The 12,997-nt window shown below is 61.6% G+C and carries 7 protein-coding genes; all 7 read left to right on the plus strand.

Annotation, left to right across the window (positions count from 1 at the left end; genetic code table 11):
- Window positions 1–159 precede the first annotated feature (159 nt).
- Window positions 160–1,215 (plus strand): type VI secretion system-associated FHA domain protein TagH, encoded by a 1,056-nt coding sequence (gene tagH, locus ACSQ3L_RS27485; protein ID WP_436162759.1) that lies wholly within the window; start codon window positions 160–162, stop codon window positions 1,213–1,215.
- A gap of 302 nt (window positions 1,216–1,517) precedes the next feature.
- Window positions 1,518–3,023, plus strand: coding sequence for a type VI secretion system protein TssL, long form (gene tssL, locus ACSQ3L_RS27490; protein ID WP_436162760.1), 1,506 nt, complete (start codon window positions 1,518–1,520; stop codon window positions 3,021–3,023).
- Between the two features lie 22 nt (window positions 3,024–3,045).
- Window positions 3,046–6,612, plus strand: a complete 3,567-nt coding sequence (gene tssM / locus ACSQ3L_RS27495) for a type VI secretion system membrane subunit TssM (protein WP_436162761.1) — start codon at window positions 3,046–3,048, stop codon at window positions 6,610–6,612.
- Between the two features lie 168 nt (window positions 6,613–6,780).
- Window positions 6,781–7,560: a PP2C family protein-serine/threonine phosphatase gene (locus tag ACSQ3L_RS27500; protein WP_436162762.1), complete on the plus strand. Its 780-nt coding sequence runs from the start codon at window positions 6,781–6,783 to the stop codon at window positions 7,558–7,560.
- Entirely contained in the window at window positions 7,560–10,010 is a 2,451-nt protein-coding gene (locus ACSQ3L_RS27505; protein WP_436162763.1) for a protein kinase domain-containing protein, read from the plus strand. The genes ACSQ3L_RS27500 and ACSQ3L_RS27505 overlap by 1 nt, the downstream gene beginning before the upstream one ends.
- 108 nt (window positions 10,011–10,118) lie before the next feature.
- Window positions 10,119–10,529, plus strand: coding sequence for a DUF1036 domain-containing protein (locus ACSQ3L_RS27510; protein WP_436162764.1), 411 nt, complete (start codon window positions 10,119–10,121; stop codon window positions 10,527–10,529).
- Window positions 10,526–12,856 (plus strand): M23 family metallopeptidase, encoded by a 2,331-nt coding sequence (locus ACSQ3L_RS27515; protein WP_436162765.1) that lies wholly within the window; start codon window positions 10,526–10,528, stop codon window positions 12,854–12,856. The genes ACSQ3L_RS27510 and ACSQ3L_RS27515 overlap by 4 nt, the downstream gene beginning before the upstream one ends.
- Window positions 12,857–12,997 lie beyond the last annotated feature (141 nt).

Genomic DNA, 12,997 nt, shown 5'->3' on the forward strand with positions numbered 1-12,997 from the left:
CAGGCCATGTTGAGCCTACCACATGTTTTCCCGCTGGCCAAAGAGAGGCAGCGACAAGATCTTACCCGTCGATTCGTCGGCTTGAAACGCCGCTGTCCTGTTTTACCTGCAAGCTGCTAGAATGGTGGAGTATCGATCAACGATCGACGGCGATCTTGGATGTACATCAGTCTGCAAATCAACAATGTCGACGCCTTGCCCGCTGGTACCTCGACCAGCTACGCGGCGCGTGATCGCGGCTTCGAAATCGGACGCGATGGTTGTGACTGGACCTTGTCGGACCCCGACAAGTTCATCTCGGGCCGGCACTGCGAGGTTCGATACGAGGCCGGCGCGTTCTGGCTGCACGATATCTCGCGCAACGGCACCTTCATCAATGGATCGAGCCAGCGCATGACTAACCCGCATCGGCTGGGCGATGGCGACCGGATGCTGATCGGCCGTTATGTTGTCTTGGTGTCGATCGACGAGGAGCGCGCCACGGCAGGCTACCCCAGCCACGATCCGACGCAGCGAGATATGCCGGTCGCGACAAGCCAGTCGCTGGAATTCGGCGAGGGGCCTTTCTTCGATCCCGCGCAGCAACGGTCCGGCCAACACATTCCAGCGCCGACATTGTCGTCGCGTCCCCCCCCCCTGCCCTCGACCGGAAACGAGGTGCTGCGGGAGATAGCGATCGGAGCCGGCATTTCGCCGGAATTGCTTCAATTGCGCGACCCGCATGAAGTTGCCGCCGAAATCGGCGCGGTCCTGCGGGCGGTGGTCGAGGAACTGACGTTGCTGCTGAAAGCACGTGCGGCCGCGAAAATGCTGGCCAAGAGCACACAACGAACGATGATTAGCGCCGCCGACAACAATCCGCTGAAGTTCGTTCCAGGAACCGACGACATCCTCGAAATCATGTTCGCCCGTCGCAGGGCCGGCTATCTTGATGCCAGGCGCAGTATCGAAGATGCATTCCGCGATCTCAAGACGCATGAATTCGCTACCTATGCCGCCATGCAAGCCGCGCTCTCCCGGCTGCTTGACGACCTGTCGCCCGAGGCGATCGGCAGGAAACTCCCGCCTACGTCGTTTACATCGAAGAAGAGCCAGGCCTGGGACGCCTATGTCGCGACATGGCGGACCATGGAGGAGGCACATGAAAACGGCATGCTGGATATCTTCCTGGCGTATTTCAGCGAGGCCTACGCCAAAGCCGACAAGCAAAAATAGGCGATCCCAGGAACGCATGGCACGGCAGTCGGCGAAGAAAAGTCTCTCCGACGCCCAGCATCCGGTTCCAATCGACAATTTCTGAGATTACGATCGCATACGACAGTTCGCCAAGCGGGTAAGACTCATTGACCTGGGGGTCTGCGGCAAATGTCATGCTACGGCGGGATCGCGTTTTCTAGCCAATCCTCCTCCGGACACTACTACGGCCGGCCGGGGCTGCCTTTCCTTTACCTGACCAGAAACCGTCTTGCGCCTGTCTCGCCCAATCGCGGGCACCCGGCCTGCAGGGACGATCGGCGATGAGCTCGAAGGACGACCCCTTCGGCCCGGCGGGCAAGACCGTCATTCGCGCAAATCCACGGCGCACGCCAAAATCGCCGCCAGCTCCTGAGCAACCCGTCGCGGACGGAGACCAAGCCTCTAGGGTCAAGGATTCAACCGTGTTCGATCCTGGTGTCGTGCGGCCGCCGGGCTGGGCATCCGGAACCGTCATCTATCAAGGTCCAGCCTTGGGTGCCGCGGCAGGCACCAGCTCTTCCGCCGCCGCGCCAAAGCCAGCCATCGAGCAAGTGATGCTGCTCGGCGCCGCCGACATCGTCAAATACTCCGCGGCAAACCCTATTCTCGCCGGGGCGGCACCTTTGCTCATGCTGCTCGGGCAGCTCAGGCTCATGCCCGTCGAAAGACAGGCGGAGCCACTGGCGGAACATGTCACCGAGGCGATTGAAAAATTCGACCGGACAGTGGAAAAGTCAGGCGTTGCCGAAGAGGATGCGCGGATTGCGAAATTCGCCCTCTGCGAAACCGTCGACGATCTCATCGGCAACCTGCCCTGGCCCAGGGGGGACGACTGGGCGCAACACAGCATGCTGGGGCAGTTCTTTCATACCGAGCGCACCGGCACAGGCTTCTACGAAGCACTGAACAAGATACTGGCCAATCCCGAGACGCACTACGATCTGCTCGAACTGATGCATGCCTGCCTGTCGTTGGGGTTCGAGGGCCAGTATCGAGGCGTGAAGCGCGAAGACAACAATCTTGAGCGCGTTCGACGCGACGTCTACGAGACGCTTCGCTACTTCAGGGCGCATGCAGGTGAAGACATCTCGCCGCACTGGCAGGGCCTGGCGGCGACGATGGCACAGTCATCGGCCCGCCTGCCGCTTTGGGTCGTCGCGGCGGCGGCGGCGGCGCTGCTGACAGCGGCGTTCTTCGCATTGCGGGTCTTCATCACCAATGAAGGCGACGCCGCCGCGGGTGAATTGCTGGCACTCAACCCATCGACGTCAGTCGCCATCGAGCGCGCCAGCGTGGCGCCGGTGGCCGAGCCGGCGAAAGTCACCCCACCCGCGGCCACCGGGCAGATCGACCGTATTCGTGCAGCGCTAGCCAAGGACGTCGAAGGCGGCGGGCTGACCGTCGGCACGAAGGGCGACTTCATCGTGGTGGAAATCAACAATCTGCTGCTGTTCCAGTCTGGCAGGGCCGAGACGAAGCCGGAATTCCAGCCCATTGCCACCGACATCGCCGCGGCTCTGGAGCACGAGCCTGGACCAATCCGGATCGTCGGCCACACGGATAATGTCAAACCGCGAAAGTCGAGCGCCTTCAAATCCAACTTCGACCTTTCCGTCGCCCGGGCGAAGGCCGTGGAAGCGTTGATGGCAGCGAAATTCAGCGATCCCTCGCGACTGACTGTCGATGGCAAGGGCGAAGACGAACCGATCGCCGACAATGCGACGCCGGAAGGCCGCGCCAAGAACCGCCGTGTCGATGTGATGATCCCCAGGGAGGAAACATTGTGAGCACGGCCTGCTGGAAACACCCATGACGCGCTGGCTGCTGCGGATATTCAGCGTGACGGCGCTGGCCGGCTTCGCGGCGGCACTGTGGTTTGCCGGGCCATTGATCCGCTTTGCCGATATCCGCCCGTTGGGACCTGCGTGGCTGCGCGCCACGATTATCGGTGTGATCGCGGCGACGCTGGTGCTTTTCTACGGGCTGCGTTTCTGGCAAGCGAGGAAGGCGCAAAAAGCGCTCGAAACCGTCGTTGCGCACAATGACGACCGCGATGATGATGATGCGGGAGTGCTCGAAGCCCGCATGAATGAGGCCGTGGCGGCGCTCAAACGGTCCAGCGGCAAGCGCAACTTCCTCTACGAGATCCCCTGGTACGTCGTCATAGGCCCGCCGGGTGCCGGCAAGACAACGGCACTGGTCAATTCGGGTTTGAATTTTCCGCTTGCCGGTTCGGGGGACGCCCAACCGGTGGCTGGCGTCGGTGGAACGCGTTCCTGCGACTGGTGGTTCACCGACCAGGCCGTGCTGATCGACACCGCAGGACGCTACACGACGCAGGACTCTAATGCCGAGAGCGACAAGAAGAGCTGGCTCGCCTTCCTGTCGCTGCTCAAGAGATACCGCACCAGACAACCGATAAACGGCGTCATCCTGGCCATCAGCCTTGCCGATCTAATGAGCTTCGACGATCCGCAGCTTGATGCCCACGTCACCGAGATACGCAGCCGGCTGAGGGAAATCCACGAGACGCTGAAAATCCAGTTTCCAGTCTATCTGCTTTTCACCAAGGCCGATCTTGTCTCCGGGTTCATGGATTATTTCGGCGGTTTCGACGAGTCACGCAGGCGCAAGGTATGGGGCGCGACATTCCAGACCGCGGAGCGCGACAGGAACATGGCCGCCGGGGTCCCTGCCGAATTCGATACGCTGGCAAAACGACTGGCGGACGAGATGGCCGACCGCCTCCAGGAAGAGGCTGATCCGGTCACGCGCATCTCCATCTTCGGCTTTCCGGCACAGTTCGGCGCGCTGAGGAGTCGAATTACCAGTTTTGTCGCTAGCCTGTTCGATCCGACCCGCAGCCAGGTGAATGTCAGCCTGCGTGGACTGTATTTTTCGTCAGGCACGCAGGAGGGAACGCCTATCGATCAGGTGCTGGGCGCGATCGGCCGCAATTTCGGCGGCAATTCTCGCCCTCACCTTTCCGGAACTGGCAAAAGCTTCTTTTTGCATGATCTGCTGACGGACGTCATTTTTGCCGAATCCGGATGGGTTTCGTATGACAAATCGGCTGCAAGGCGTGCGGCGATCGCCAGACTTGGCGGCCTCGGCACAATAACGCTGATCGCTGCCGCCGCACTGGGTACGCTCGCCCTGAGCTTTGCGGCCAACCGATCGCTGATAGCCTCCACAACTCTTGCCATGGGCCAGTATCGCGAGACGGCGGCCCCATTGCTCAAGACGGCCACGGTTACCGATGTCGACCTTGAAAACGTCATCGGCCCGCTCGACCAGTTGCGCGATCTGCCGGCCGGGTTCGAAACCGGTGACCTGCCGACACCGATCAAGGAGACGTTCGGCCTCAGTCAGCGTGAGAGACTTCTTTCGGCATCCAAAACGGCCTATCGGCAGGCGCTGGAACGAATGTTCCGATCGCGCCTGCTGATCCAGACCGAGCGGACGATCCAAGCCAAGATGGCCGATCCTGTCGCGCTCTACGAACCCTTGAAAATCTATCTGATGCTTGGCGGCAAGGCACCGAAGGTCGATGACGCGTTGATCGTTTCCTGGATGAAGCAGGATTGGGAGCAGAACCGATATCCAGGCAAAAACAACAGCGAAGGACGCGAGCAACTCGAAAAGCACCTGCGCGCCATGCTGGCATTGGACGACGCCTACGATCCCGTCTTCGAACTCAACCAGCCGCTTGTTGAAGCCGCTCAACGTTCTCTCGGGCGTATGAGCCTTGCCGATCGAGCTTCGGCTTTGATCAAGTCGGCGACATACGCTGCCGCGCTGGACGATTTTTCCGTATCCCAGAAAGGCGGGCCGGAAGCGCGGCTGCTGTTCGAGCGCATCGATGGCAGCGATCTGTCAGGGCTTCGTGTTCCCGGAATCTACACCCATTCCGGCTTCAACATCTTCTATCTCCGGCAACTTTCGCGCATTGCGCAGATGCTTGTCGACGAGCAGTGGGTTCTCGGCGGCGGCGGCGAACAAGGCGACATCAACCAGCAATTGCTCAAGCTCGGCCCCGAGCTTCTCGATCGCTACGGCAAGGAGTTCGCGGCCTCGTGGAACGGCGTTCTCGACCAGTTGAAATTCAAGGCGATGCTGACGGACAAGCCGCACTACATCGCGCTTTCAGCCGCTGCCTCCCCAAGCTCACCGATGAACCAGCTCTTTGCGGCGATCGCCAACGAAACAGCTCTGACGCGGGACCCAGGTGACGGCAACGGTCCCGGCACCGAGATCGAACCAGGCACGGCTCAGAACCCGCCGCGCAACGCCGCGGATCCGGCCAAGGGCCTGGCCCGCATCGGCATACAAATCGCCACAGCCAAATCGCAAAGCCGCGCCGGCACGGGGGCCGCCGACGCAACGAACCTCAATCCAGGTGCAAACATCGAAGCGCAGTTCAGACCATTCCAGGCACTGGTGAACGGCTCTGCCGGACACCGCCCTATCGATGCCCTGACCCAGAACTTCAGCGATATCTATCAGAGCCTGCAACTGGCGGCCGAAGTTCCTTCGCAGACGGAGCGCGTCAATTCGAACCTGCAGCTGCAGATAGCCACGCTTCGCGCCAATGTCTCGCGCCTGCCCAAGCAACTCGGCCGGATGGTCAACGCGACGGCGGATGAGTTCGAAGGCAACGTCGCCGAAACCTCGGTGACCAACTTGAACCAGATACTAGACCAGACGGTCACGGCTCCCTGTGAAGCCGCGATCAACGGCCGTTATCCCTTCGCCGGCGACGCTGCCGATGATGTTGCGATGGCGGATTTCGCGAAATTGTTCGCCCCGGGCGGCTTGCTGGACCGGTTCTTCGCACAAAATCTCGCATCGCTGATCGACATGACCGGCCAGGACTGGAGCTGGAAACAGGATGCGCGCTTTGGACGCGACCTGTCGAAATCAACCCTGAAAGACTTCCAGCTGGCCGCGGAAATCCGCAGCGCCTTCTTTCCATCGGGCGGTTCGGTGCCTTCGGTCAGCATCACTTTCACACCATTCTCACTGAGTGGCGATGCCGATACGGCGATACTCGATGCCGAAGGCCAGATCGTCCAGAGCAATCAGACGGGCAACGCGCCAAGCGCGGTCACCTGGTCGGGCGGCACGGCTTCCGCGTCCGCCAGCCTAAGCCTGACGCCGGAAATGCCAGGTCGCGAATCCGCCATCAAGTTCGAAGGGCCGTGGGCCCTGAAACGGCTTCTGGACAAGGCTGCCGTCACCGGCGACGACAGCAACATGCAAGCGCGCTTCGTGATCGGCGGACGCGACGTTACTTATACGCTCCAGACAGGCTCAGGCTCCAACCCCTTCTTCCTCCCCGCGCTTTCCGGGTTCAGCTGTCCCAAGGCGTTTTGAGATGGGGTTGATCTGCTGAGCATGGTGCCGATCCGCGGACCACACACGCTCGAACCTTGGTTTTCCTTAGTTTTCGATACTTTAATGTTTGAGCCTGTGGCAAAGTGGCGCGAGCGAGCGTCCAAAGGTGCGCCGCAGAAGGACGCTTGAAAAGCGCTTGGTGGCAAATTGAATACTGTCGCCCTTCCCATTGAAAGCTTCGGCGTGAGCCACAAGGGCTGTGTCCGTGAGCTGAATGAAGACAGCTATCTGGTCGAGCCACAAACTGGCCTCTGGGTGGTAGCCGACGGAATGGGTGGACATGACGCCGGAGAGGTCGCTTCAGCCAGTATCGTCGATCATCTGGCAACGATCGGCATTGCCAGCTCAGCACCCGATCTTCGGGCGCGCTTCGAGGACAGGCTGAGCCGGGCCAATGCCGAGATCCGGGGCATATCCGAATCTCGCGGCATAACCATCGGTTCCACCGTTGCCGCCCTGCTGGCGATGGACGGGCGGTTTGCCTGCCTGTGGGCGGGTGACAGCCGCGTCTATCTAATCCGCAACGCCTCGATCTCGCAGATATCGCGAGACCACACCGAAGTTCAGGAGCTCATCGACCGGGGTATCATCAGCGCAGCCGAAGCGCGCACCTGGCCGCGCCGCAATGTCATCACGCAAGCGATCGGCGTCAGCGACGAGATTGTCATCGATTTCCAGCAGGGCGAAATCATGCCGGGGGACATTTTTGTGTTGAGCACGGATGGGCTGACGGCACATGTCACCGACGCCGAGATCGGGGCGGCGACGGTGTCGGCGACACCTCAGGCAGCCTGCGAGAACCTGCTCGACATGGTGCTGGCGCGCGGCGGAACGGATAACGTGACGATCGTGCTTGTAAAGATCGGAGACGGGCGCGATGGCCAATCGCCTCGTCCAGATCCGCATAGAGCGGAGGCTTCAGGCTGATGGGCGCCGACGATAAGACGCGAATATCGGGCGGCATGGCCAACACCGCCGTAGGCACGCAACTCAGCGGCATCTACGAGCTCGACGAGCGGATCGCATTCGGTGGCATGGGCGAGGTCTACCGTGGCCATAATATCCAGACCGGTGACCATGTCGCGATCAAGATCGTCTTGCCCGAGTTCGCCCGTGACCAGACGATCTTGTCGCTGTTCCGCAAGGAGGCAACGATCCTCAATCACCTGTCGCATGACGCGGTCGTGCGGTACCACGTCTTCACGATCGATCCCGGGATCGGCCGTCCCTACCTTGCCATGGAATTCGTCGACGGCGAGTCGCTGTTCGACATCATGCGACGTGGCGCGATGCCGACGGCAGATGTGCGCAAGCTCTGCCACCGCCTCGCGTCCGGCCTGAGCGCCGTGCACCAGGCGGGAGCGATACACCGCGACCTCTCCCCGGATAACATCATCCTGCCGGGAGGCCGGGTCGACCGCGCGAAGATCATCGATTTCGGTATCGCCCGGTCGGCGAGCGTGGGCGGTGAGACCCTGATCGGCGGAAAGTTCGCGGGAAAATACAACTACGTTTCACCCGAACAGCTCGGGCTCTACAGCGGCGACGTCAGTGAGCAATCCGACATCTACAGCCTGGGGCTGGTGCTGGTTGCCGCTTTGCGCGGCAAGCCGATCGACATGAGCGGATCGCAATTCGAGGTCATCGAAAAGCGCCGGACCGTGCCTGATCTTTCCGACATCAATGATGATTTTCGTGACATCGTTGAATCCATGCTGCAACCGGATCCGCAGGACCGACCGGTCAGCATGGCGGAAATCGCCAGGATGACGCGTGACGACAACGAGCGGACAACGCCGCCGACGTCCATCACACCCCGCGATCGGCCGGCTTTGCCGCGAACCAGGGAAACCTTTGCGCCTGAGACCAAGATCCAGGCGCGGCCATCCAATGTCGAGAGGCACGACGCCGCAATCGCAACGGGTCCAGGTGGACAGCCGTTCGTCCAGCACGTGCGGCCCGCGCATTTGTCCGAACGGCTGCCTCCGGAGTTCGCCGGCCTGCCGCGCGCGGTCACGGCGCATGTGCCTGGAAAATCCACAAAGACCCGAACCATGGCGATCGCTGCCTTGGCGACGCTGGCTGTCGCCTCCGGCGCGGGCCTTTATCTGGGCGGCTTCATGACGCCTGCGACGCCGACGGCCGGCAACACATCGCTTTCCGCACGGGAGCCATCAAAGCCCGCGCCAGAGCTGTCAAAGCCGCCCCCGGCGGACACTGCCGCGAACGCCCCCGCGCCGGCAAAGGCAGTTCCACCCGCGCAGCCGGAGGCTAGCGCACCGCCGGCTGAAAATCAGCAAGACGCAGCGGCAGCTCAAAAGCCGCAGCCGGCCAAGCCCACCGAAGTCCCCTCGCCGACCGAGGCCCCCCCGAAGCCATCAACGACGGATGTGCAGCCGCCGCCCGAAAAGGCATCACCGGCAATCCAGCCGGATGCAATGGCCAGCGACAGCCAAACGTCGGCGGCGCCACCTGTCACGAGCGCTCCAGCGCCGCCAGCCGCCGAGAGCATCTCGACGCCGCTGCCGGCCAAGCCAGAGGTTGTCGAGAGCCAAAAGCCCGAGCCACAGACCAGCCAGCCGGCACCGCCCAAGGCGACCACGCCGGCGCCTGAACCCACCGCAAGCCAGACGGATACCGCGAACGCCGAGAGTCAGAAAGCTGTACTGCCGGAAGCCAAACAACCCGACCAGCCTGTCGTCGCGTTGAACGTGCCCAAACCAGGGGTTCCCGCGGCCGTCGACGACATCGCTCAACGGGTCTCCTGGGTTCGCGACTTCGGCGGCGGCGACTGTTTCTATGCGACCATGACGTCGGCAACCGACAAGGCCACCGCGATCGAAGGATTTGGAACTGCGGTGCAGCCATTCGAGCGCATGCTGGGCGATTTCCAGGCAAAATTCCATATCGAGCCGGACATCAGCGTCCGCCTCATCGAGCCAAACCAATGCGAAGTCACCAATTTTCTCCGCTTTCTGGGGCAGACCGCCGCCGACAAGCCGCAGCTTGTTCTCGATCGGACGTCGGTGCCGAACGGTACGCCGATCAGCGGCACGCTGGTGACGCGCGGCGGGCTCGTTTCCAGCGTGCTGCTGATCGATCACAAAGGCATGGTGTTCAATCTCGACGACCGCATCGTCGTAGAACCGGGCAAGGCCACTTTCAGCATCCCGATTGGTCTCGGCGCGGCCGACATAGCCGCCGGAAAGGCCGTGCCGCAGATCATAATGGTGATCACGGGGACCCATGATATTCAGGCGGCCGCGTTCTCCACGCCGACACCCGCCGCGGTGCTGCTCCCCAAAATTCTTGAAGAAATCGAGACCGATGGGTCTCGGTTCTCGGCCACCGCCCAGTATTTCCGGCTCGGCGGATAGCATGGGCGCCCGATGGAACTCCGCCGCTCGCGTTTGCCCCGTTCGTCTGCCGACCTGCCCATAGAGCAGCATGATCCGCTTCGAGCCCTGTTTACCCTGACAGGCCGCATGAGGGTTGCGGTCATGGCGGGCGCCGCGCTGCTGGCCGTGCTGTCATCCAGCGAAGCACGCGCCGAATTCGCGGTCTGCAATCAGACACTCGACGTCGTCAATCTCGCCGTCGGCCAGAAGGTCGACAATGCGGACCAGACCGATGGCTGGTGGACCATCGGCGCCAATCAATGCGTGAACGTCATCCGCGAGGAACTGACGAACCGCTACATCTACATCTATGCCACGGACGTGTTCGGTCATGCGATCCTCACTGGATCGACAGAAATGTGCATCGAGCGGCGACATTTCTCGATACGCGGCATCGATGAATGCTGGCAGCGCGGCCATATCGCGGCGAGATTTCTCGAAGTCGATACGCTCGAACAAGTCCGCTGGACCTTCTTCCTGACCGGAAGCAATCCGTGACTCACAATATCGACACGAGCTTCAGGCAGAAAAAGCAGGCGCGCGCCGCCCTTCGCAGGCGCACGCTTTGGCGCAGGCTTATTGCCGGTCTCGCGGTGGTTCTCCTGCTTTCGATCGCCGCCGGTTTCTACCTCACCGCGGACTATTGGTCGTTCGGCGACGAAGACGAGGAGTTGCACGCGGTCGAAGGCGCGGACGATGTGCCGGCCGATGCATCCGTCTATGTGCCAGCCATCATCGACCTTGCCGGGGATCCGATGTGGATCACGCTGGCGCCCGATGCCGGCGCCGCAACGAAAGGCCGAACGATGCCGCGCCCGGCGGAACTCGATCAGGCCGGCGTTTCTCCCCAGATCGAAATTCTGTCCGACGTCATGCTTAGCGCCAGCGAAAAATTCATGACGACGATACCGTCGACGCAGGAGGATTTCGCATTCTTCCAGGCGCAGAGAAAGACCGCTGCCGCGCCATCCGGCGATCTGCAGAACGATCTTGAGCCATCGCCCACCGCAGAGGAACCCGCGGCAGTTCCGGACCAGAAGGCGGATGACGATGATCCCGAAGCCGGCTGGGGCGAGACAATCGATGCGGGCGACGCAGCCCTTCCCGCATTCCAGAAGACCCAGATCGAAAACAACACCAGCGTCGCGGTCGTCGCGAATGATTATCAGCGGTTCGAGGCGACCGAGGACACGTTCGTCAAGATCCTCAACGACCGCAGCCTGGACAGTGTTGTGCTTGATGCGCATTTCTCCGCCGACGATGCCAAGCTGGCAGGCTCGGCCCTGAAGGCACTTTTCAATCGGGACAGTTTGGAACCGGGTTATGTCGTTGCCATGCGCGGTTTCAGGCCGAGCCGCGGGACGGCCACGATGTCCCTCATGCAGGTTTCGATCTACGCCAGGAACGTGTTTGTCGGCACGCTAACGCGCAACGCCGCCGGCGCGTTCGTGTCGGGAGTCGATCCCTGGGTCCGCGAAGACCTGTTCAATTATTCGGGCGCGCAAGCGGAAGGCACGCACAAAAGGCAATATCGTCTGCTCGACGCGATCTACTCGACGGCGGCCCGCAACAATGTCCCGACCGGTGTGATCGGCGAAGCGATCATGTATCTCTCGAGAGGACAGGACCTGGACGCCTTTGCAAGCGAGGACCAGCGCCTCGTGCTGATCTATTCGCAAACTCCGCGCGGCAAGGACGAGGGTGCCGGGCGGGTGCTGTATGTGGGCGTCCAGGGCACCGAAAAAAGCCTCGACTGTTTCGTCTTCCAGCAGAGCGACGGCCAGTTTGCGTGCGTCACCGGTGACGATCAGGTTCGCTCGCTGACGGTGACTAACGGCATGGTCACGCCGGTCAACGGGGTCATGACTTCGACCTTCGGGCCACGCAAGCATCCAATCCTCGGGATCGTTCGCCTCCACAAGGGCGTCGACTGGGCGGCTCCGGTGGGCACGCCGATTGCAGCGGCCTTCGATGGCGAGATCAGCTTCCAGGGTGATGGAGGCGGCTATGGCAATCTGGTGAAGATTTCACACGGAAACGGACGCGAGACGCGCTATGCGCATATGCAGAAATTTGCAATCGAGGCTGGTGTCGGCACCAAGGTGAAAGCCGGCGATATCATTGGCTACATCGGCACCACTGGCCTTTCGACCGGGCCACACCTGCATTTCGAACTATATCAAAATGGCGTGGCCATCGACCCCTTGGGCACGGTTACAGCGATCGCTTCGGACGATTCCGCTGTCGAAACGCTCACCGACCGCATCGTTCATGTCGAAAGTGGCGGCAGCGCTCGCGCCAAGAACCCGAATTCTTCAGCGACCGGCGCCGGGCAGTTCATAACGAAAACCTGGATCAGGATGATGAACACGTACCGCCCGGAACTTGCGCGCTCGCTGTCGACCGCCGACCTGCTCGCCCTGCGCTACGACGCCACGATCTCGCGTGAGATGGTGCGCAATCTGGCGCGCGAAGGCGAGGCCTATCTTCGGGCGCGCGGTCACCAGATCACGGCCGGTCGGCTGTATCTCTGTCATTTCCTGGGAATGGAAGGCGCGCATCAGGTGCTTTCGGCGACAGGTTCGGCGCAACTGAGCGCCGTGCTGGGTTCGGCCGTCATCCAGGCCAACCCGTTTCTCACCGGCAAGACAGCCAGCTATGTGGCGGACTGGGCAGAGAGGAAAATGGGCCAAAAGCTGAGCCGCGTGGCCACCGACGCCAGCCCGCAGACAACAACCACGGAGATCCGCCAGACATCGCCGGAGTTCGAAAAATACAAACAGACCGTCACGGCCCTCATAGGCTCGATTCAGAACACGCTTTGAACCTGACCGCGCGGCATCAGTGTCTCAGACTGTTGATGTTCCCCAGCCCGATATCACCGGGATGGAACGGGCTTTAGAGCGGTTCACCGTTTCACGGAGACGACGAACCGCTCGCTCTCTTTGTTTTAACGCAATTCCGAA

The sequence above is a fragment of the Mesorhizobium sp. LjRoot246 genome (assembly GCF_964254115.1).
Taxonomy (GTDB): Bacteria; Pseudomonadota; Alphaproteobacteria; order Rhizobiales; family Rhizobiaceae; genus Mesorhizobium.